Annotated in this window: 19 protein-coding genes and 1 pseudogene; 1 reads left to right on the top strand and 19 read right to left on the bottom strand. The window is 69.2% G+C overall.

Annotated elements, in window-relative coordinates:
• The 3 genes and pseudogenes from CF165_RS50855 to CF165_RS46935 form a co-directional block, all read right to left on the bottom strand.
• Positions 1 to 156: pseudogene (locus CF165_RS50855) on the bottom strand (IS630 family transposase); the annotation flags it as partial.
• 28 nt (positions 157 to 184) lie between these two features.
• A complete protein-coding gene (locus CF165_RS54170; protein WP_240522159.1) occupies positions 185 to 781 on the bottom strand; it encodes a hypothetical protein in 597 nt (198 codons plus the stop codon).
• Between the two features lie 38 nt (positions 782 to 819).
• Complete coding sequence (locus CF165_RS46935; RefSeq protein WP_093954094.1) at positions 820 to 1,371, bottom strand: hypothetical protein; 552 nt, start codon at positions 1,369 to 1,371, stop codon at positions 820 to 822.
• A 303-nt stretch (positions 1,372 to 1,674) separates the two neighbouring features.
• Between CF165_RS46935 and CF165_RS46940 the strand changes: the two genes are divergently transcribed.
• A complete protein-coding gene (locus CF165_RS46940) occupies positions 1,675 to 2,598 on the top strand; it encodes a hypothetical protein (protein ID WP_093954121.1) in 924 nt (307 codons plus the stop codon).
• Between the two features lie 343 nt (positions 2,599 to 2,941).
• On the opposite strand, the gene CF165_RS46945 is transcribed toward CF165_RS46940, so the two are convergent.
• The 16 genes from CF165_RS46945 to CF165_RS47025 form a co-directional block, all read right to left on the bottom strand.
• Positions 2,942 to 6,043, bottom strand: coding sequence for an NACHT domain-containing protein (locus tag CF165_RS46945; RefSeq protein ID WP_158226950.1), 3,102 nt, complete (start codon positions 6,041 to 6,043; stop codon positions 2,942 to 2,944).
• Between the two features lie 499 nt (positions 6,044 to 6,542).
• Entirely contained in the window at positions 6,543 to 7,322 is a 780-nt protein-coding gene (locus CF165_RS46950; RefSeq protein WP_093954096.1) for a hypothetical protein, read from the bottom strand.
• Positions 7,323 to 7,649: 327 nt separating this feature from the next.
• Positions 7,650 to 8,009 carry a hypothetical protein gene (locus CF165_RS46960; protein WP_205661199.1) on the bottom strand — a complete coding sequence of 120 codons (360 nt, stop codon included), beginning with the start codon at positions 8,007 to 8,009 and terminating at the stop codon, positions 7,650 to 7,652.
• A gap of 45 nt (positions 8,010 to 8,054) precedes the next feature.
• Positions 8,055 to 8,873, bottom strand: coding sequence for a hypothetical protein (locus CF165_RS46965; protein WP_093954097.1), 819 nt, complete (start codon positions 8,871 to 8,873; stop codon positions 8,055 to 8,057).
• Positions 8,870 to 9,358 carry a hypothetical protein gene (locus CF165_RS46970; protein ID WP_093954098.1) on the bottom strand — a complete coding sequence of 163 codons (489 nt, stop codon included), beginning with the start codon at positions 9,356 to 9,358 and terminating at the stop codon, positions 8,870 to 8,872. Before CF165_RS46970 ends, CF165_RS46965 begins: the two co-directional genes overlap by 4 nt.
• Entirely contained in the window at positions 9,358 to 9,603 is a 246-nt protein-coding gene (locus CF165_RS46975) for a hypothetical protein (protein WP_143268874.1), read from the bottom strand. Before CF165_RS46975 ends, CF165_RS46970 begins: the two co-directional genes overlap by 1 nt.
• 35 nt (positions 9,604 to 9,638) lie before the next feature.
• Entirely contained in the window at positions 9,639 to 10,082 is a 444-nt protein-coding gene (locus CF165_RS46980) for a hypothetical protein (protein WP_093954100.1), read from the bottom strand.
• A gap of 49 nt (positions 10,083 to 10,131) precedes the next feature.
• Positions 10,132 to 10,620 carry a hypothetical protein gene (locus CF165_RS46985; RefSeq protein WP_093954101.1) on the bottom strand — a complete coding sequence of 163 codons (489 nt, stop codon included), beginning with the start codon at positions 10,618 to 10,620 and terminating at the stop codon, positions 10,132 to 10,134.
• Between the two features lies 1 nt (position 10,621).
• A complete protein-coding gene (locus CF165_RS46990) occupies positions 10,622 to 11,140 on the bottom strand; it encodes a hypothetical protein (RefSeq protein WP_093954102.1) in 519 nt (172 codons plus the stop codon).
• 39 nt (positions 11,141 to 11,179) lie between these two features.
• The gene (locus tag CF165_RS46995) at positions 11,180 to 11,572 is read right to left on the bottom strand and encodes a hypothetical protein (RefSeq protein WP_143268875.1); all 393 of its coding nucleotides are present in this window, start codon (positions 11,570 to 11,572) and stop codon (positions 11,180 to 11,182) included.
• A gap of 32 nt (positions 11,573 to 11,604) precedes the next feature.
• On the bottom strand, positions 11,605 to 12,285 hold the full coding sequence (locus CF165_RS47000) for a hypothetical protein (RefSeq protein ID WP_093954104.1): 681 nt from the start codon (positions 12,283 to 12,285) through the stop codon (positions 11,605 to 11,607).
• Positions 12,286 to 12,340: 55 nt separating this feature from the next.
• Positions 12,341 to 13,330: a hypothetical protein gene (locus tag CF165_RS47005; protein WP_093954105.1), complete on the bottom strand. Its 990-nt coding sequence runs from the start codon at positions 13,328 to 13,330 to the stop codon at positions 12,341 to 12,343.
• Between the two features lie 63 nt (positions 13,331 to 13,393).
• A complete protein-coding gene (locus tag CF165_RS47010; protein WP_093954106.1) occupies positions 13,394 to 15,163 on the bottom strand; it encodes a VWA domain-containing protein in 1,770 nt (589 codons plus the stop codon).
• 56 nt (positions 15,164 to 15,219) lie between these two features.
• Complete coding sequence (locus CF165_RS47015) at positions 15,220 to 16,359, bottom strand: AAA family ATPase (protein WP_093954107.1); 1,140 nt, start codon at positions 16,357 to 16,359, stop codon at positions 15,220 to 15,222.
• 68 nt (positions 16,360 to 16,427) lie between these two features.
• Entirely contained in the window at positions 16,428 to 16,718 is a 291-nt protein-coding gene (locus CF165_RS47020; protein WP_143268876.1) for a hypothetical protein, read from the bottom strand.
• Positions 16,719 to 17,641: 923 nt separating this feature from the next.
• Positions 17,642 to 20,551 carry a BTAD domain-containing putative transcriptional regulator gene (locus CF165_RS47025; protein WP_240522160.1) on the bottom strand — a complete coding sequence of 970 codons (2,910 nt, stop codon included), beginning with the start codon at positions 20,549 to 20,551 and terminating at the stop codon, positions 17,642 to 17,644.
• Between the last annotated feature and the right edge of the window lie 12 nt (positions 20,552 to 20,563).

A 20,563-nucleotide genomic window follows, 5' to 3' on the forward strand; every position in this document is an offset into this window, starting at 1 on the left:
AGTGCCGACGTTGAGCGCGCCGAACAGGTTGGTCGTGCCGTGCCGCACATAGTCGTGCGTGCGCTTCTCGGTCACGGTGAAGTCGATCGGCAGCAGCGGCTGGGTCCGATCCAGTGCCTGGATCTGGGTCTTCTCATCGACACTGAGCACGACCGCTACGTAAAGACAACAGAATTACGCAGCACTAGGGCACCGCGCGGCTCAGCTGCTCGGACAGGACCCGCACGTCGTCGCCCGTGGCGAGCAAGAGCCCGGTTTCGGCCATCAGCTGTTCCTGATCGGCATCCACCTCGGCCTCGGGCGAGCGCATCGGCTCCGCCACAACCGGAGCACACTGATCGTCGAGGATCAACGCCCACGGTTCGACGCGGCGTGCGACCAGCTCAGGTCCGCGAGATCGCAGGCTGAACGTCTCCACCATCACGAATGTCTGCATTCCGTCGGCAAGAGCGGCATAGTCCTCGCCACAGATGCGTGTCACCGACACGCTTCGGTCCGAACGGTCATACGAGCAGACCAGCACCACCTCGTCGACGGGATCGAACACGGGCCGCCGCACGGGTGCCTGCCCGACGAGGCGGACCAATGCGTTGCGGACGGGGCCAAGTTCAAAGGGCAGCCACCACATTGCGGCGATCGTGCGAGGCCTGAACCATGTCAGGTAGACGATTGGAGCCGCGCCGAAGACCAGGCCGGTAAGCAGGCTGAGTGCTCCGTCCCCGGGGTGCCACCACACGTTGGCGAACGCGCCGATCGCGAAGGTCGCGCAGACGATCGCCATGAGGTCGCAGCAGCGACGGAGAATTATGTGCAGTCGCATCAATGTTCCCCGCATGTCGCGCTGAGGAACTCGGCGTCACGTTCGCTGGAGGCGGATCGAACCCGTCGGGGCGGGTCTTCGAGTTCGAGGATGTCGGTGTGCAGGCCCATGATCGCAGCGGCGGTCGGTGCGATCAGATACGGCCAGTCACTGTTCACACCCGTCCAGATGCCCACCTGTTGCCATCGATTCCCGTTGACCAGCCGCATTTCGATGTCGACGTGACGAGCGGCGTCACAGCTCGCAGGAGGCGTGGTCGGTTCGTGCAGGACGACGACGAGATCGCCGTCGTGGCGTTCGTCGGGTGTCGGCAACGTGGTCAACCACCTACCGGTCATGTGCAGCACGTCGCCGTCGCGGTCGAGGTCGAAATCGTCGACTATGTCGATCTCGGTCAGCAGGATGGCCTGGAAGTCCTCAGGGCAGCGCACGGGAATCGGGTGGTCGGCGGGTGCCAGAACGATGTCGTTCGGGATGCCGCTCCGCTTCTCGTCGCTTGACATCATGACATCGCCGGCGCCGGCGCCGGCGGGCGGCTCGAATTCGTCCACAGGAGACACGTCCTTCGTGAAGGTGGACCGTACGTCGGTCCATGACGCATCCATGGACGCTCCGTGCACGCCCGGTGTCAAGCGAACACAACCGGGCCCGTCGAGAAACCTCGAACGCTACTGGAGAACGCTAAGCGCGCGTCCACAAGAGACCATTGAAGTTGCATGGTTCGCTTGACATGGAGGCAGTGACGAAGCGTTCATAGTCGTGTAGCCCGAACCACCGGATGCGCACCGGCGGGCCACGCCCCGGCCGGGGCATGACCACCAACCCATTCCGTACCCGGACACATGGAGTTCGTCATGTCCCCCACGAACCGCAACAACCGCACTGCCGTCACCGACGACCGCCACCTGCACGCCGTGACCGACAACCCCGGCCAGCAGAACACACCGAACACCGAGGACAAGGTCCACGCCGCACTGGCCGCCACCCCCGGCTCCACCACCGCTACGCTGGCGATAGCCGCCGGGGTCGGCCGTTCGACCGCCGCGAAGATCCTGGCCCGCTGGGATCGCGACGGGACCGTGATCCGCACCGCAGGCGACAGCCCGCGCAACCCCAGCACCTGGATCCTCGCATCGTCCGGCTGTGACCCCGCCGCACCCGCCACCGAAGGGACGCAGCCCGACGCGACGGCGCCGCCCAGCAGCGACCAGGCAACCGATTACGCCAGCGACACCGACGACACCTCAACGCCCCAGCAAACGGTGCCGACAACGGCCACCTCCACCGACGGTAACGACTCCACCCCGGACACCACGACGGCGGAAGGACCTGGGAGCGCACCGAAGACCGACGACGACACCGACGCCACCATCGACGAGGCGCCCACCCTGCCCGCCGACACGAAGGTCGGCAGCACCACCCCGCCGCCCGGTGCGGCACCGATGGATCCGGCGGACGCCCGAACCGAGCCCACGCCCACTTCGGCCGTGACCCCTGCGGCCTCGGACGTCACCGGGATCGTCCCCACGGACGGGGAGCGACTGCCCAAGGGTGGGCTGCGGGCCTTGGTGGAGGAGTACTTGACCGAACACCCGGGCAAGGATTTCGGACCCGCGAAGATCGGCAAGGTGCTCGGCCGTTCGGGCGGCGCGGTCAACAACGCCCTGGAGAAGCTGGTCGCCGACGGGTACGCGATCAAAACCTGTGAGGCGCCGAAGCGGTTCGCCATCAACCCGGACAAGACCGACGTCCCGGCGACAGCCGACGGTATCGAATAGCCCAGCCCCAGAGCACCCACCGCCAAGTCACCTACCGGGGCGTAGGGCCGTCGCCACGCATCCGGCGACCGCCCTACGCGCGGATTTCTCCGACATAGACTCGTTACACGATCAGCGACAAACAAGACGATCGGGCTCAGCCGGGGCAGGTTCAGGTGTTTGTCGAGCGTCAGTTGAGCTGGCCGGAGACAAGGCGCTGACTAGCGGCGGGAGATATAGACTGACGCGCCCGGCGGACGTTGGCGTCGAACCCTCTGGACCTTTCGCATGAAACCATGCGGGTATCACGGTAACGCCCATCCGCGCGTTAGGCAGCATGGAGACGCGATCCATAATGCCGTTGTCAGTTCTTTTCAATCGGAGTGATCGTCATCCGGAACCCACTCGCCCCAGCGAGAGCGGCGACGCAGATCTGCTGCTCGAGACTGGCAGGATCGGGCGAGGACTGGCAGTCAGTAAAGATGGACCGCGAATCATCTTTGAGCCAGTTCAAGCCGACCGCAGTCGGTTCGCGGACCAGCGGCCGGAGCTGGGGCACCTGGTCGGCCGCGACGAGCGCGGTGCCTCCGCCGCACTGGCGAAGCCGGTTCACCAGCTCCGCGGTCACCTCGACAGCCCTCAAATCGAAGGCGAAGGTCCGATAGTCGCTCCGAGAGCGCCTGATCTCGAAGCATTCCGAATCGCTGATACCGTCGGTAATGGTGGGAGCGCCGCGATTGTCCGCGACCGAGCCGAGCCACCTCTGGGCCAATTGCTCGCGCAGGCTGTCAGACAGGTCGCGGTAACCCAGCTTGGAAGTCGCGAAGATCATGTGGAAGTCGTCGACGGCCCGATTGTCGACGGCGTCATTGTCGAGGTCCAGTGCGGTGTATTGCGGGTGCCACCCCAACGACGTCGACTGGAGATATTCGGCCGTCAGCTCGTTCGCATCCGCGGCTCGGAGGTCTCCGGTGTCTTTCTGCACCAGCGTCAGCTCAAACGCGGAACCAGCCGTCTTGGCCGCTTTGGTCAGGCCGGCCAGCACCTCATGCCACTCAAGCGCCGTGACGCGATCCAGCTTCCCCAAGACGACGATCCTGGCGGTGTGGAACGAGTCACCCTTCGTGGTCGCGAGCCCGGTGAGCGTGTCTCGGTCGGCCGAGCTCATGGTCAGACCTTCCCAGTCCCGTCCGGTCAGTTCCGCGAAGCAGCCGGACAGATCCCCGATGACGGTGCGCTGCATCCGGTCGTCCACGTGCCCGATCCCCACCGGTCGGCACCCGGCGGGCTCCACCGAACCGATCGCCACGACCGTGGCCGCTGCCGTGATCCCGACCACGGCGGCTGATAAGCGACTCCGCCGGGGTCGCTCCTCAGGTGAGGACAGGTGCGGATCCGCCACCAACCGGTCCTGCAGGCGGACGTGCCAGAACTGATAGGAGCTGCCCGCCACTCGGAGCAGACCGCGGGTCCGCGCGTCGGCCAGGAAATCCATTAGATGCCAAGGCAGCTCGCCTCGCACCGACAGCCGAGTCCGGGCGACGACAAAGCGGGGCCACGGACGGATCACCAGAATTCCGATCGCGTATAGCGCACCAAGCAGGATGCTCAGCACCGTCAGGACCGGCAAGCCATACCAGCCCAGCAACCAAGGGACGTGGTCCTCGATCGGGGGAAGGTGCAAATCGACCACCGCCGGCTTCCCGAGAAAGAGCGCGACCCGTTGCCCGATGTGCCCGGCGAGCGCAGCGGACACCGTCATGGCCAGAACAGCCGTCGTCGAGACGAGCAGCGCCGCGGCGGCCGCGGCCAGCAACGCCGAGCGGCGTTCCCTGCGAAGCAATTCTGGCGGGGGCAACGGACCGGATCGTTGAGGGCGGCGGGCCAGCAGTTCCACCCAGGCCAGAGCGGCGCCGGACACTGCGGACAGTGCAAGCAGCATGCCGAACTGCGTGGCTGACGTCACGATCTTGTTCTCAGTGTCGGTTTCCGCCGCCGCCAGCCACACGAGGAAGCCGGGCAGGAAGATCAGCGACGCTCCCGTGAGCGCGGCTTGGCGAGCACGCCTGCTTTCGTGGCTGACCGCGGCGGGCGAATTCAGGATGGCGGCGGCCATGCCCACACCTGGGTTTTTCGGGAAGATGGTTTCGTAGCAAATCTCGGTGACCAGCAGCACGACGAGTCCGACCGGCACCCCGACTGCGACGGCAACCCACGGCGAGAGAGTCCGCGGCGCTAGCTGCCACCAATTCAAGTTTCGATCGCCGTGCTCGTGCAGGTGGACCGCCAGGTAGCTGAGCCATCGCCGGGCGTCGTCGCCGGACCACCTGCGCTTCGGTCCGACAGCCGCCAGGACGTCGTCGGAGTAGGCCGTCCCGATCATGGTGTCGATCAGGTGGTCCTCGACGTCGTGCCGGCTGGTGAACCGAGTCTGGTCGAGCAGTTCTCCCGGGTCTCGGTCCGCGTACGCGGACATGAACAGCGACAGCATCAAGGGAGTGCCGAGTGCAGCTGCGAACGGAGTGCTCGGCGCGCGTTCGACGACCTTCGCCGCTGTGGCCCACGAGCGGTCTTGGGTCAGCTGGGCCAGAATGTCGGGTACACTGATCGGCTTAATTTCGACCACCGGCGCCCGCCTGAGCCGCGGCGCCCCGCCATCGATCTCGCTCGCGTACTCGGCCGACCGACATGTCACCACTAGCGGACGGTCACCGTCTAGCACCTTGTTGATCCGACGGATGGCGCTACGGCGCAGGTGCTCGGGCAGTTCATCGAGTCCGTCGAGAACTGGAAGCAGCCGTGGTCGCACGAGCAGCGCGCGAGGAGTCCGCTCGTCGCCGTTGAAGTGGGTGGTTGCCAGTTCGCGGACCAGCCAATCGTCAAGCGACTCCGTGACGGGGTCCCAAGAGGACAGTGACAGGAACACCGGGACTGGGCGGCCGGGCTGCCATCGGCGAAGCAGGCCGATCGTCACCATGATGCCCATGAACGTCTTGCCCGCGCCCGGCTCGCCGATCACGACCAGCCGCTTGCTGGGGATCTGTTCGAACGCTTCTGCAAGGTGCATAGTGGCTTCGTCGGGATTGTCCTCGAGCCGGCCCGTGAGATTCAGTCGCACATCGCCGACTGGCGTCGCGCTTCCGAAGACCTCGGCCGGGTCCGCGGCCAGCCCGGGTACTTCGGCCCAGGTCAGGGGAATCGGGCGGGAACCGCCGAACCGCTCGCGTCGGTGCCGGATCTCTCGGTCCCACTCCACGAGCAGCTCGTCGGCGAGGTCCGCGGCAGCAGTGTCGACCCGCGGTGGTGGCTGAGGGCGCCGGAGGACGAGCATGACGGTGGTAAATGTCGTGGCGAGGCTGAGCAGTACTCCAGTGATGCTGCTGTAGGAGTCGTTGTTCTGGAGTGAGTTCGTCAGGAGGACAGTAAGTACAACACCGACCACGGCGAAGCCAGCGGCAACGGTCAACCGGAGGAGCAGACGACGCCGTCGCGGGGTCACGGGCATGGGTGGCCTACCTCAAGGTCGGAAGTGGACATCCTCCTAAGTCGCGGTGTCCCAGTTTCCTGTAACAGATGACAGCCATATTTTCCCGACCAGTCGTTAAAGCGCGCTGGTGTGTCGGCTGGTGCTCGCGCGTCACCTGTCGTTCGGTTAGACGATCAAGGAAGCCGGTGTGACCCGACTGGCGGAAGCGGCACCGAGGGGCACTCCCGGCCACTAGACAGGCATCCTCCGAGGCCGCCGAGGACTACCGCAAGCTGTCTAGGCGGCCTTGGCCGCGTGCCTTATGTTCGCGGGTCGCGCCTCGACTGCCCGGAAACGGACAGAACCGTCACCACCGGCCGAGTCCGGAAGGCATCACCCTGCCGTCCGCCAATCGGATTGAGCGGAAGTGATAGTCGTTGAGGGAACGGTTCGGAGGCCGTTGGGCAGTTCACATAGTCCGGCTGTCCGGCGGCGACGTTCACTGTCCCTCGGATTTCTCGGTCACGACCTCGAAAGCCCACTCCGGGGTGTCGATGCGGTAGTTGCCGTCCGGGTCGGGGCTGATGCGGACCGGCAGGTAGCCGTTGCGAGCGCGGAGGTGCTGGTGGACGTGGACCAGGGTGTCGCCGTCGAAGTACACCTGCGGGTGTTCGTCGGGGCGGCGGGCGTGGTTGGTCGTGCACCACGCGGCGACGGCCTCGGCGATCTCCGGCCGGAACACCGGCACCCACGCCCGCTCGGGCCAGGCGTCGATCCGGGCCGGGAACGCGCTTCCGGGCAGGGTGGTGGGGTCGCAGGTGACCAGGGTCTCGCCCGGACGCGGGTGGCGGCGGGCGGCGTCGCGCAGGACCTCGTTCTGGCGGTCGAGGAGGGCGGGGGTGCGGGTCGGGCCGGAGAGGAACCAGCGGCCCAGCTCGCCGAGCGGGTAGCGGCCGTCGTCGCCGCGGGCGATCTCGTAGCGCTGGTGAGCGGCGTCCCCGGTGAAGACGACCAGCAGGTCGCCTTCGGTGCGGGCCAGCGGGTACCAGTCGGGATCGACCGGGTAGACCAGGTTCAGCCACTCGCACAGGGCGTCGGCGACCTCGCGGCGCAGCCGGGGTCGTACCCAGGGTCCGTGGTGGCGTCGGGGTTCGATCATGGCGGGAAAGCTGACCTGGTGCGGCTCGCCGTGGGCGGCGGGCACGAGCTCGATCCAGTGCTCGCCGGCGACGAGATCGACGCTCCCGGGCAAGTCATCGGTGGTGGTGAGGGTGCTCATCGCGTGTCTCCGTTGCCGATCGTTCTGTGCGGTGTGTCGGGGGGGTCCAGCGATGCGTGGCCGGGTCCCAGGTGGCGGTGGTCATCAGCCGGTTGAGGTCGGGCATTCCTGGGCCGAGCATCCAGCCGAACTCCATGCACTCGGCTTCCCCGGGCCACCGTCCAGTCCATACGTCCTGGGGACAGCGGCACGAGTTGTGGCCAAGACGCTGCAGCCCGGTGGCCAGACAGCGCGCGACATCGCACCTGTCGTCGTGGATCTGACCGATCCCGGCGTCGCATTTCGGGCAGTTCGGCTCCAGCGGTGTGGTGTCGGGGCGGTGCGTGGTCATGCCGTCCTCCCGGGCTTGCTGTGAATGTCTCGGAGCAGCGTGTCCCACTGGTAAGCCTCGGACCCGAGGGCGGTGTTGAGCCGGTAGCCGTCGGCTTTGAGGCGCAGCTGGGTGGCAACTTGCGCGGCGCCGGCCGTGAGGGCCTCGGCGAGGCGCAGATGCATGCCCGCCCAGTCCATGCATTTCCGGTACGCGTCCTGGTCGGCGGCGCGGCTGCTGAGGTGCGGGTGCATCTCGCGGGCGCGGACGAACCACGTCTCGGCGGCGGCGTAGTGCTCGGCGGCGCTGCGCGGACCTACCGTCGCAGCTGCCGTTGTCCTGGATGATGGTGAGGTCGGTGAGCTGTGGTCGGTCATGGTGTCCTCCGGATCGTCGTGCGCGGTGGAGTGAGCTAGCGGATGTCAGCGGACGGTCAGGACCGCCCGGGTGTGGCGATCGGCCAGCACGGGGTGGCTGGTGTGGCGGTCGTCGTCGGCGATGAGTACGCGCACGCTGAAGCGGGGCGGGCCACCGTCGAGGTCGGTCCATCCGTAGAGGGCGGGCAGGCTGGCCAGGGCGTCGCGGGCGAGGTCGGCGGGGGGGTCGCCGTCGCGGTAGCCAAGGACCTCGATCTCCAGCTCGACGGCCGAGGTGTCGGCGGTGACGGCGTACCGCAGCTCCGGTGCCAGCCGCAGGCGCAGCGCGGCGAGTTCGGGTGGTGTTCCCGGGCCTGGTGGCAGGGTGAGGTCGGCCAGGATCCGCATGCCCAGTTCGTCGATGTCGTCGCAGTGGGTTCGGCCCAGCAGCGGGCCGTAGCGGCGGGCGGTGGTGTCGGCGGCGTCGATCCCGGTGTAGCCGCAGGTGTCGCGACCGGGCGGGAACACCACCGGGGCCTCGTCCGGACTGGGTGGGACGTAGTCGCCCGCGCGGGCCGACCACCGCTGCCCGCGCGGGCAGGTCCAGACGGCGCCGTCGTCGAAGGCATACGTTCGGTCGGTGCCGTGGCTGGTCGGCCACAACCACTGCCACCTCGAGGATGGCGGGCTGGTGGCGTACCCCGCCTCTTCTCGGTGGATGGTGGCGCAGAGGCGCTCGACTCGCCGGCGGAACTCGTCCGCGGTGCCCGCTCGTTCGATGGCGACGAGGCTGGTGCAGGCACAGTGGTTGAGGTCGATCGAGGCGACCCAGTCGGCGTCCGTGCCGCGTCCGAGGTAGAAGTCGCAGGTGGTCGGACAGTTCATCGGGGTGCTCCAGCGGGAGTAGGGAGTCCTGTGGCGGGGTCGCGCATCAGGGGCATCGGCACCGACGGTGGCGCGGCCGGGTCATGTAGCCAGGCCGCCAGGTCGGGCGGGCCGAGCGGATCGTCGCCTTCGGGCAGGTCCGGGCAGCGGGGATTGATCCGGTGCCACGCCACGCCGCCGCCCACGGTCATGAACACCGCCTTCTCGCCCGGGTCGAACGCGACGATCCAGCTCGAGATGTGGCTGGTCCACCACGGCCACGGCCAGCCGCCCCGACGCGGGTAGGCGTCGCCGAGTTCCTCGCAGGCCCAGACGACGAGCAGGTCGTCGACGGCGTCGCGGTAGGTCTCCTCGTCGGTGCTGGTCAGTGCCAGCCGTCCGGGCGGGACGGCGAGCACGTCCTCGGGGTGCGCGTCGCCTGCGATCGAGCCGAGCCACTCGGCGCTGGTGCCGCGCCTGAGGTAGAAGTCCGTCTTGGTCGACATCATCGGCTCCCGGTCAGCTGGGGCGGCGCGTACGGGTTCCCCGCGCCCCGCCCCGGGCCCGGGGCGGGAACGCACGCGTAGGGATCGGGCGGGAAGTGCGGCACGGGCGCGAGATGGTGGCCGGGATCGTGGTGGTCCCCGAACGCGCGGCCGAGGAGGTAGGCCAGCACGATGACCGGGGTCCACGGTCCGGGTAGCACGATGGCCAGCACGGTCCACATGAGACGGGTATTGGTGTCTTGCATGGGATTGTTCCTCTCCCTAGATCCGGGCAGTCGGGTCAGGTGAAGGTGGGGACGCTGCCTAGGGTCGCCACGACCTCGGCGACGGCAGCGGGGACGTCCATGACGGCGAACACGGCGTAACCTCCGAGTTCGGTGTTGGCGGTCGCCGCGACCCGGGCGCACAGCACGGCATCGCAGCGGCCGAGGTTCCACCGCTCGAACGAGATCCCGGCGTCGGTGAGCAGCCGCCACGCGGCGGGGCAGTACAGCCGCAGCACCTGCGACCACGCGTGCTCGGGGACGTCGGCGTGGCCGCAGTGCAGCGCCGCCACCACCGACACGGTCGAAGCGTTCCCGGTGAGGATGTAGGACCAGTTCGGGTCGAATTGCTCGACCGGGCGGGACCTCTTCCACCGCCCGGTCAGGGCGGGCAGAATCTCGCCGGCCTCGGGTTCGGCGGAGTGGTAGAGGTTCCAGGGGATTTGCATGAAGGTGGTCATCGCGGGTTCGTCCTTTCGGGATCTGGAAGTTGTTTCCAGACAGTTGGGTTCAGAACTCCGGCCATCGCAGTGCGAGATCGATGGTGGGTACCGTGGGAGGGCGGTAGAACGGGAGTGGCACTGCTGGCGGCGCGGTCGGGTTACGCAGCCACGCCGCGAAATCGGGCGGGCCGCACCGCAAGGGCGGGCGGGGGTTGTCGGGGTCGAGGCGGTGCCAGCGGTCGCCGCCGCCCGCTGTCATGTGCACGCCGCCGTCGGGGCCGGTACGGAAGGTGATGATCCAGTCGTTGCGGTGGCTGGTCGCCCACGCCCACGGCCACCCGCGCTGCGGCAGGAACGCGGCGCCGAGCGGCCGGATCGTCCACACCGTCAGCAGATTCTCGACCGCTTTCCGGAAATGCGCGGGGGACCGCGAGGTGAGCGCGGTACGTCCGTCGTCGACTTTGAGGAGGTTGTCGGGATGGCAGGCGAACATCAGCGACCCGCACCACTGGGCGTTCGGGCCCGTTCCGATGTAGAAGTCGGTGCGCGTGGCCATCTCACTCGGCCTCCTTGCCGGTGGTAGGCGGGGCGAATTGGCAGTCCGGGCGGTGGCCGGGGTCGCCGTCGAACTCCGGCGGTGCGGCGTCCGCGCCGTGCTCGCCGAACTCGGGGGCGAGGTGGGCGCCGAGGTCGGCGAGGCCGGCGACGCGTGCCAGCGGAACGCCCGGTGCCTCGCAGCACGGGCACTCGCCCAGCAGCAGCCACCCCCACATCGGGGTGAATCCGGTCAGGTCGGGAATGAAGCGCCAGCGCGCGCCGTCGTCGCCGTGGACCTCGATCAGATCTCCCGGCATCCGGCTCGTCCCGATGCCGTAGTGACGGTCGGGGTCATCGCGCACGAGCACCGTGTCGACGGGCACGCCGAGCGCGGTGGCGACGTTGGTGGCGGTGACCGCGCGGCGGTCCCAGCGCAGCCGGAGGTTGGCGCGGTCAGCGAATTCCTGCGGTGCGATCTCGCGGGAGCGGCGGGCGGCGGCGATCGCGCGATCGGTCAGGGACTGAGGTGCCGTGCTCACAGTGGGGTCGTTCCTCTCGTCGTGGTCGGTGGGTACTTGTCAGGCGTGCGGCCGGGCGGGCGCGGCGGGTTCGGCGGGCGGCGGACCGAAGACCGGGCCGCCGAACGCGACGGCGAGACGGCAGCCGAGCGAGTCGCGGGCGTGCACGTCCCAGAAGCCTCGGCAGATCGCCTGCTCCCCGATCGGGATCCCGGCAGCGGGCAGGGTGGCGTGGCAGACGATCCAGCTCCCCCGGCCCAGAGCGGCGCGGACCATCTCCTCCCGTCGGCCCGGGTCGAGGTGCATCAGGTTTCCGGGCCGGAAAATGCAAGTTCCGCACTTGCGGTCGAGGACGCGCGGGAGACCGCTGCTGTGGTCGACGACGTCGCCGACCGGTGACGCGGTCGCGTCGGTCATGGTCGCTGACGTGGGTTTCTGCGCGGGTTGGCGCATGGTGGTGCCTCCTTGCTCGGGCGGGCGCGGGGTCAGGCCGGGATAAAACCCAGGAGTCGCGCCAGGTCGGGCGCGATGGCGGTGGCGTGGTCGCGGTGCAGGACGAACCGCATCTCGACGCGCGGCGACGCGGTGTAGAGGTCGATCTCGGAGCGGCCGTCGGGCAGCTTGCACGTGGTCTTGTCGTTGTAGGTGGGCGGCGCGAGGTTGACCGGTCCGCCGAAGTGGTGGGCCATGTCCGCCGCCATCGTCAGGTCTTTCTGCAGTCGTTCCCGGCGGCGGGTGTTGCGGGCGTGGATCCGAGCTGACCAGTAGCGGTAGTCGGGCAGCACGTTCTTCTCGATGAATTCGGCTGCCTCGCCCACCGGAGCCCGGACCCGGATCGTGACGTCGTGCGGGCGGCGCTCTTGGGGACCCGACCAGCCATCGGGATCTTCCCGGTTGCGGTCGAGACCGCGTTCCTGTCCGTTCCATCCGGTCGCGTACCGGTCTTCGTCCTCGGGAAGAATGGGCTCGAGGCAGTACGCCCACGGGCCGTCGCCGTGCACCTCGTGGATGCGGAGAATTTCGCCTGCCGGACCTACCAGGAGCAGGCCGAGGTAGGGGACGACGTCGGAGCGGACCCAGCGGGCGGTCGCCAGTCCCCACGATCCGTCCAGTTCACCGGTCAGGGCGAAGACGGCGGCAAAGATGCGCTGTTCTCGGGTGGTCATGGTGGGTTCGGTGTCCTTTCGAAGCGAGGCGGTCGGACCTTCTGGCTCTTGCGGGTCAGGGCCAGAAGGGGCGCGGGTCGGTCACGACGGTGACGGTGCCCGGGGGCCGTTGCCGCGTCCGGCTGGCCGGAAGGTCGTACGCGGAAACGGGGTGGTCAAAATAGCCGAAACGGCAGTCGCCAGAAACGATCTGGTTTGTCCAGTTGTGGGCCTGGATAGTGGCGTTGAGTTCCTGGAAAGCGCGGCTGTGATCGGACCAGTTGCCGGACTCGTCAGGGCCCTGGTCGGCGAGGCCGAACAGCAACAGGCGGATCTCGTTGAGGGTGGTGTTGACGACAGCGGCGTAGCGGATGTGCGACCAGATCGCCGAGTCGTCACGTCGGCCGAGGGTGGTCAGCTCGGCCATGATCCATACGGCCAGGGCGGGCAGGTCGAGGGCGGCGGTCGCGGGATACGACTCGCCGTACGTTCGGCCCGCCGGCGTGAGTTCCACGCGAGGTGGTAGCCCCGGCGCAAGGTGGACGGTGTTCCAGTACCCGCCATGGATGGTGTCGTGATAGATGCGGGGCAGGAAGCACAGGACCCGATCGCCATCGAAGGCGTAGCTGTACCAAGCCCAGCGGGTCGGTTTCGGTACCCGGTGGACTTCGCACTCGCCGCAGTCCTCGTACCCGCCGCAGTCTTCGAAGGGCGTCCCGTCCGGTGGCGGGGCCGTCAGTGGGTCGGGTTCCAGCGGGCCGCCGTCGCGGAGGTTGGCGTAGCCGTAGCCCGCCGTCGTCCACGCGTCAGCTAACTCCGCAAGCGCGTTGCCGAAATCCTCGGCGGTGGCGGCTTCCAGCAGTCGCCTGCCGACGGGCAGGCACGCGAGCGTGAACGGGTCCGGTGGCGTACCGGGTGCGCAGGAGGTGAACACGGCGCGGGCGGTTGCCCGGTGGCCCCGGCCGAGGAAGAACGCGGCGCGTCCGGTGACGGCGTCGGCGCGTCCGGTCTCGTCGGGGACGGCGTCGACGTTGGCGGCGGGTGTCGAAGGCGTAGTGGCGAACATGGATGCCTCCTGGGGTGTCGGTGTCCCCGGGGTGGGTGGTTGCCCGCCCACCCCGGGGCTGGTTCAGTGGGTGGCGCGGAGCGCGGCGGTGGCGGCGCGCCCGATTTCCCGCGCGGTGGTTGTCGGATCGGTGAGCGTGTGCACGATGTCGCTCCCGACCAGGTCGGGTTCGGGGGCAGCACCTTCCGGGGTCAGCCACAACACGGCGCACCCGGTTGCGCGCAATCGCGCGAGGTGTTTCTGGGCGTTGCGGCGGTAGGTCTCGTCGACGATGTAGGTGTCGGTCACGATGACCAGCAACCGCGCGGCGTCGGCGTGCGAGAGGTTGAGGGCACCGTCGAGGGCGTTGATCGCTTTGTCGATCGCTTCCACGCCGTCATTTGCGGCGAATTCCGTCACTGCGCGGGGCGGACTGCCGGGGTGGGTGATCGGGCGGACGTAGCGACCGAAGATCACGGTGGCGGTGGTGGCGGGCACCCGGGTGTTGTGGGCGGCGTGGGCAAGGATCCAGGCGGCCGAGGCCACCGGTCCGGCGAAGGCTTTCATGGAACTGGACACGTCGCACGCGATGCCGAGCCGAAGTGGTGGCGTGGGCACGGTCGTGCGGTTGGTGCGGATGAACGGTTCGGCGGTGGGTATCGTGCCCGCCGCGCGTTGCGCGGACGCGGCCACCGCGCCCCGCACCCGCAGCCGCCCCGGGGGGATGACCGAGGTCGTCTTGGTCTCGGCCCGTTCCCGCACTCCGGCGGTGTCCAACGTGCGGGCAAGGTGCTGCGCGGCGGCGCGTTCGGCGCCGCTCGGCGCACGGGTGCCCAGGGTGGCGGTGCTGCCCGTCCGGCTGCCGCCGCCGGAGAACACCGCTCGCGCGATGTGCGCGGCTGCCTCGCGGGCGGCCTCGTCGCGGGCGGCGGCTTCCAACCGTTCGGTGATCGGGTCGGTGGGTGCGGTTTCGGTGCTCACCGTTGCCGCGATGGTGCCGACAGCGTCGGTGACCGCCGTGGCCAGCGGTGACGGTTCGGCGTCCCCCGGGTCGGCGTCGCCCGGGTCAGCGTCGCCCGGTTCGCCGTCCCCGGAGGTGGTGCTCGTCGGGTCGGCGTCGTCGGGGTCGGTGCCGATGGCTTCGCACCAGCGCCGCCCGAGTTCGATCATCGTGTGGGCGTCGTCGTCGGCGGTGCGGTGTGCTTCTCGCCAGATCGCGCGCAGGATGTCCAGGGTGTCGGCACCGAGAATGCCCTCGACCGTCGACGCGACGGTGGCCGTTTCGCGGGCGTTGAGGACTCCGCCGTCCACGCGCGCCAGCAGCAGCGCCGCCGTCCGTGCCGCGCTGGGTTTGGACATGGTGAGCGCCTTCGCGTCGGTGTCGGCGAGGATCAAGTTGGTGGCGCTACCTCGTAGCCAGTACCGGTCTGCGGGGCGGCGTCGGAGCTGTTGCGCTTCCATGCGGGACTCTTCCAACAGCTCCGCCGCCGCCACCGCCCCGGGCGGGGCGTCCTCGGGTGCGCGCCATCGCGAGTGGGCGGCGTGCCCGCATTCGTGGGTCAGCAGCCCCCATAGGGTGCGGTAGCGCTTGCGGTCCCCGATGCGGTGGGGGGCGACCGTTGCCGGGTCGACCCCGGGGGCGAGGTGGACGCCGTCGACCTCGATCGTGGCGAGGTCCGGGAAAAAGCATGCCGGCGCGCCGTGCCCCGCCCCCGGGGCGACGGTGACCACGAGGTCGTCGCGGTCGGCGATGGCGGGGACCTCGTCCCCGAACGCGGCGGACATGCTCAGCCACCCGGGCGGGGCAGGGAACACGGCGGTGGGGGCGGCGGCGGGGGCTATGTGCGCGGTCATCGGGGCGTCCTTTCGCGATGTCGGCGGGTTTGTCCGGGAAGGTGGCGCGCGCGGTGTCAGATCTGCGGCCCCAGCGACAGCGGCGCGATGTCGGCACCGAACACGCTGCGGACCGCTTCGGCGACGATCTCGCGGTCCTCGTCGGGCGCGACACCGATGAGGTTCCCGGCGGCGGCCTTCGTGCCCAGAGCCTCGGCGATGCGGCCGAACGCGATCAGCTCACGCAGCTGCGGCGCCCATCCGATGTCGCCCTTCTCCTGCCGTAGCGCGAGGTTTTTGGCCACGCGTACCGCTTTGGGCTCGATCTTGAGTCGGGTGGCGAGGTCGTAGTCGGTGGACACGTGGATCTGGGCGGCGAACCGGGACGACAGCGCGTCGGACAGGATGGCCCCGTGCACGCCCGGGTTGTGTCCCGCTACGACGTAGAACCCGGGGGCAGCGTTGACCACTTCGCCCTTGTTCGCCTTGACCGTGACCTGACGGCGGCCGTCCATCGCGGGGTACACCACGGCCAGCACGGGCGGCGGAATGAGGGTGGCGTCGTCGATGAACAACGCGCGACCCTCGCGCATCGCGGTCACCAGCGGGCCGTCCACGAACTTGAAACTTCCCTCCGGTGTCGGCACGTAGGAACCCACGAAATCGTCGACAATGGTGTCGCTGTCGCCTTGCACGGTCACGATGTCGGGGAACGCTGCCTCGACGACCGACGTTTTCCCCGTCCCGGGCGGGCCGTACATGAGCGCGGCCACCCCTGCCTTCCGCAGCCGCCGCAGCGCGGTGACGTCCGGCAGGTTCGACAGTTTGCGCGGGTGGTACATCTGCCCGTTCGGGCGGCGCACCGGACCGGTCACCACGGGCGGCTCGGCGAGGGCTGGCGGTGTGGACGGCGGCGGTGAGGTCGGCGGGGAAACGGTAGCCCTTTTCGCCGCGTCGGCGGTTTTGGGCGTCGCGCGGTAGGTGGCGGGGCTGACGCCGACGCGTTCCGCCGCGCCGTCAGCGTCCAATTTGGCCAGTGCGTTGCCAACCGCGCCGGACGAATGGCCGAGCTTGCGTGCGATGGCCCCGGGGGTGAGTTCGGCGGTGGGTTCGCTGGCGAGCTGTTCGGCAACCCTGCGCCGAAGTTCGCCATTGCGGAGCCGGGTGGCCGCGCCGGGGGCGGCGCTCGGGGCCGGAATCGTGGCTGGGGTGGTCATCGTGTCGGGTCCTTTCACGGCGGGTCCCGGATGTCGGGCGGTCGCCCGGGGTTTGTGGTGTTGTTGTGTTACCGGGCGATACGGCCGATGACCGCTACGGTGTGTGCGGTGATGTCGACGGTGGCGGCGTCCATGACGAGGCCGCAGTTGTTGCACATATACAGCGGTTCGGGCCACTGTTCGGGGGTGGGGTCGACGCTGTTGCCGTGGCGGTCGACAAAGTCGAAGCCGTCGCCGTGGGGCGTGTTTCCGCATTCACACAACCACCGGTCGATTTCTTCGGCGGTGATGGTGGTGATGTTGACGGGCGCGAGCGTCGGCACCGTTGTGCGGGGTGCGTCCTGGTGGTTTCCGTTCATGGTGCACATAGCGGTCCCCATTCGCGTTTCGCTGATTCCTCAAAACCGGGAAGTGTTTCACATCCGGTTGCGAATCTTTGGCGGTTTGACCTTTCCGGCTTCCCGGTGACACGACAAACGTAACTCGATCACGGGCGGCGGCGCAATAGTTTTCCCGGGCGAATTTCGGAAATTTGTCGGACCGTTGCCCGACAATTGCTGCCCATTTCCGAGAATGTTTGTGCAGGTCAGGAGCTTGAGTTCGCACGTGAAACGGGAGATGCCGGCCACATATAGAGCGACAGGAAAAGGCGAGAGGAAAAAATAGTTCTCGGAAGTCGACCACGTCGGATCGTGAGACATATGGCAGCGAGGCAGCGCCCAGAGGGTCGAGGAGTCCGTCTGACACGCGTGCGGGGCCTGATGTGTTTTCCCGCTTGCCGTCAAGCGAGTCTGGGATACCGGTGGATCCCCCTTGAGCTGGGTTGACCTGCGAAGACGGCCGCAAAGGAGGGATCCAGCTTGGGCGGATACCGGAGGACGAGGCTGATCGGCCGGGCCGGCGGCCCCACGGCTGGCAGCCACTCGCCAGGTCACCGGCGGCGCCGAGCGTCGCGGGGAACCTCGAGGTGAGAGCGGGAGGCTCGGCGCGGGTGTCGTGGTTGGCGCTGCGGTATCGTGGCGTCGTCGAGGCATGCGGCACTCGCGCAAGAGACTCGGCGCAAACAAGCGTCGGGCTTGGCGTGGAATACTGATACGCGCCCACAGGGTTCTTTTTCTTCAGCCTCGATAGTGGTGCTGTCGCAGTCGACGCTAGCATTGATGTGGACGGGACATCAGCCTGGAATCGAGGTATTTCACTGTTCCGGATAATTGTCTTTACCGGCGCGAACCGCGCATGATGTGGCGTCGTGTCGAGGCGTTGTCGAGAACCGTCGGGTTGCTCATTCATGAGGCCGTGGATGGGGAGGCGCGTTGACGGGGATGCCGGTGTGGCGGGCGCGCAGCGCCTCGGCGAGGTCGGCGGTGTCGGGGGTGGGTGTGGTGTCGAGTTCGGCCAGGCGGGTCTGCAGGAGGGTGAGGGTTCGGGAGATGGCGTCGTGCCGGCCGAGTGCGTGCTGCAGGCGCATGATGTCGCGGTAGAGCAGCTCGTTGTGGGGATCGAACGCACGCGCGGTCTCCAGCAGATCCAGTGTGTAGGCGGGATCGGTCTCCACCCGGGTGCGGGCGAGCGCGGCCACCGCGTCGAGCGCGTCGCGGCGGGTCGCTTCCCGGGCGGCGACCAGCCATTCGGTGTCCAGGCCGTCGGCCAGGAGTCCCCTGTGGTGCGTCACGATCGCCTCGTCGGCGTTGGCGCGCTGCTCGGGCGTGGTGGCGGTGCGGCGGCGGGTGACCGCGGCGGCGAAGCGCCAGTAGTCGACCTCCACGGCGGACGGGTCGAGCCGGTAGTGGCCGTGCTCGGCCAGCACCAGTTCGCCGACGGTGCCGTGGGTGGCGGTGTCGAGGGCGCGGCGGATCCGGGAGATCACCGTGCGCAGCACGCTGGCGGGGTTGCGGGGCGGTTCGTCGGGCCAGAGGGCATCGACGATGCCGTCGCGGGACACCCCGCTGGGATGCACCGCCAGATACACCAGCAGTTCGAGCGGTCGGCTGCTCAACTCCCCGGACAGGTCGCGCAGCTCGGCCCCGGGCCGTCCGGGATCAGGCCGCCAGTGCAACGCCGGAGTGCCGAACACCGTCAGCACCAGCGGTGCCGGTGATTCCGGGTCCGTGTCGGCCGCCTGTGGCAGTGGGCGCAACTCGCCGCCGGGCTCGCCGGCCTCGGCGGGGCGTGGATCCGGCACCGGCGGGCCTGAGGTGATTTCCAGTCGGTTAGGACCGCCGTCGAAAGACTCAAGCTGGGACGGCTCAGCCTTCGGCGCGGCGTGAGATTCCGCCTCGTCGCTCAGATCCCCGGCATGCTCGTGAGGCTGGGTGGTTCGCAGGAAGGCCAGCAGGTCGCGGGTGGCGGTCTCGGGAAGGGTGAAGGCGCGGGTGCCGCGCAGCGGCTCGCCGAGTCCAGGGTCGGTCGCGGAGATGATCCCGTCGGCGGTGACGTAGGCGGTCACTCCGGCGCGCCATTGGCCCAGCAGCAGCGCGGTGAGGCCGTGCTGGGCGCGGTTGTCGAGCAGCTGCTGCAGCTGCGCCTGCCGGTCCGGTTCGTCCGGCGGCGCCGCGATGAGAACGGTGGGCCGGTGTGGCTGCTGGACGTCGAGGGCGGCCAGCGCGGTGTCGAGGTCAGCAACCACAGTGACGGTGTCCGGCAGGTCCACCGCGGATGGCGGCACGCCGAGCAGGCGGGCCAGGTCGATGGTGGGCACGAGCACCGTCGGTGTCGGCCGTCCCTGCGTCCTGGAGGTGAGGATCGTGAGCAGCAGTGCGCGGGCCGCGGCGTAGCCGCCCGGTCCGAGCAGGCCGAGGCCGTGGACGCGGGCCAGGTCGAGGGCAATCTCCGATCCCTCGCCCGCGGCGGCGTTCGTGGTCTCGCCGTCGACGCCGTCGTTGGTCGGGTCGAGGGCTATCTCCACCACCGACGGTGGGTTCCGCGGCCCGACGTCGGGTGTGGGGGCGCCGATGACGCAGCGGCTGCGACGGGCCAGCACCCGATGGTTCCCGGATCCCGTGTGCCCGGGCATGCCGGTGTCCGGTCGCGACGCGGCGTCGGATGGGGCATGCCCGTGAGGTGGCTCGTGCGGGGTCGGGTCGTCGGTCTGCTGATCGCTCGCGGCTTCCAGGTCGCTGTCTTCGTCGTGCTGCCGGGAGCGCAGGTGGGCCAGGCGCAGCTGGTAGACCACCGGTGTGGCCGGCACGTCGTCTCGTCGGCTGCTGCCGGGCCGGTAGCGCGCTCGGTGCCGCCGCCGCGCGAGCACCAGCAGGGCACTGATCGCCGCGGCCAGGCCCACACTGACGAACACCTCACCGCTGCCCCAGGTCGCCGCACCCACGGCTGGCCCGTCCGCTGCGGCGCCGTTGGCGCGCCCGCCACCAGGCGTACTGGATGCAGCAGGTTCCGACGGCGGTGGTGTCGCCGTCGTCGATGCCGCAGGTGCCGCCTCGGTGGCGGGAACCGGCGTTGTGGGTACCGGGCGCGGCGATGGAGCCGGTGGCGGGGCGGGCCGGGTGGGCGGTGAGCTGGCCTTGGGGAGGTGGAGGGTGTCGCCGGGGTGGATTCGGTTCGGGTTGGTCAGCACGCGTCCGCCGGGCTGGATGGTCCCCTGGTTGAGGGCCCAGATCTCCGGCCACCGGTCGCCGTCACCCAGGCAGCGCTGCGCGATCCGCCACAGCGAGTCGTGCACTCCGTTCTCCGGTGACCGGACCCGTTCGACCCGGGGGTCTGCCAGAGACGGGGGCTGCTGTGTGCCGGTGGGCTCGCCAGCGATCGGCGTCGTCTCGGCGGGGGCGGTCGCGACGAGGGGAGTGTGGCCGACGGGCCGGGCAGCCTCGGTCGGTGCGGCGGTGGCGGTGCGACCCAGTACGGCGATCAGCAGGGCGCCGATGAGCGCGGCCGCGACGCGCCGCACCGGCCCGCTCTGCGGACGCAGGTACGGCCATCGGGCTCCCCGGACGACCTCGACCGCGCATGCGGCGACGTCGAGCAAGAAGACCAGCCACAGCAGCCACCCGGCGCAGGCGAGCGCATCGAGCAGGAACCTGCTCGACATCGGTGCCATCAACACCGTCCCGATCTCGTCCAGACCGGGCAGGTGGTCCGGCAACGGCCACCCGACGCCGTAGCTGAGCGCCCACGGCAGTGCGGCCACCAGCGCGGCCAGCAGCGTGGCCGCGAGCAGCCCGCGTGCCACCCGGCCGGCCATCCGCGCAACGCG

Origin of the sequence: Amycolatopsis vastitatis (assembly GCF_002234595.1) — a bacterium.
Taxonomy (GTDB): domain Bacteria; phylum Actinomycetota; class Actinomycetes; order Mycobacteriales; family Pseudonocardiaceae; genus Amycolatopsis; species Amycolatopsis vastitatis.

Bases quoted from the DNA above. Each gene is read 5' to 3' on its own strand.
- CF165_RS54170 (WP_240522159.1), bottom strand. From the start codon at position 781: ATGGCGATCGTCTGCGCGACCTTCGCGATCGGCGCGTTCGCCAACGTG.
- CF165_RS46940 (WP_093954121.1), top strand. From the start codon at position 1,675: ATGTCCCCCACGAACCGCAACAACCGCACTGCCGTCACCGACGACCGC.
- CF165_RS46950 (WP_093954096.1), bottom strand. From the start codon at position 7,322: ATGAGCACCCTCACCACCACCGATGACTTGCCCGGGAGCGTCGATCTC.
- CF165_RS46960 (WP_205661199.1), bottom strand. From the start codon at position 8,009: ATGACCGACCACAGCTCACCGACCTCACCATCATCCAGGACAACGGCA.
- CF165_RS46965 (WP_093954097.1), bottom strand. From the start codon at position 8,873: ATGAACTGTCCGACCACCTGCGACTTCTACCTCGGACGCGGCACGGAC.
- CF165_RS46970 (WP_093954098.1), bottom strand. From the start codon at position 9,358: ATGTCGACCAAGACGGACTTCTACCTCAGGCGCGGCACCAGCGCCGAG.
- CF165_RS46975 (WP_143268874.1), bottom strand. From the start codon at position 9,603: ATGCAAGACACCAATACCCGTCTCATGTGGACCGTGCTGGCCATCGTG.
- CF165_RS46980 (WP_093954100.1), bottom strand. From the start codon at position 10,082: ATGACCACCTTCATGCAAATCCCCTGGAACCTCTACCACTCCGCCGAA.
- CF165_RS46985 (WP_093954101.1), bottom strand. From the start codon at position 10,620: ATGGCCACGCGCACCGACTTCTACATCGGAACGGGCCCGAACGCCCAG.
- CF165_RS46995 (WP_143268875.1), bottom strand. From the start codon at position 11,572: ATGCGCCAACCCGCGCAGAAACCCACGTCAGCGACCATGACCGACGCG.
- CF165_RS47000 (WP_093954104.1), bottom strand. From the start codon at position 12,285: ATGACCACCCGAGAACAGCGCATCTTTGCCGCCGTCTTCGCCCTGACC.
- CF165_RS47005 (WP_093954105.1), bottom strand. From the start codon at position 13,330: ATGTTCGCCACTACGCCTTCGACACCCGCCGCCAACGTCGACGCCGTC.
- CF165_RS47010 (WP_093954106.1), bottom strand. From the start codon at position 15,163: ATGACCGCGCACATAGCCCCCGCCGCCGCCCCCACCGCCGTGTTCCCT.
- CF165_RS47015 (WP_093954107.1), bottom strand. From the start codon at position 16,359: ATGACCACCCCAGCCACGATTCCGGCCCCGAGCGCCGCCCCCGGCGCG.
- CF165_RS47020 (WP_143268876.1), bottom strand. From the start codon at position 16,718: ATGAACGGAAACCACCAGGACGCACCCCGCACAACGGTGCCGACGCTC.
- CF165_RS47025 (WP_240522160.1), bottom strand. From the start codon at position 20,551: ATGGCCGGCCGGGTGGCACGCGGGCTGCTCGCGGCCACGCTGCTGGCC.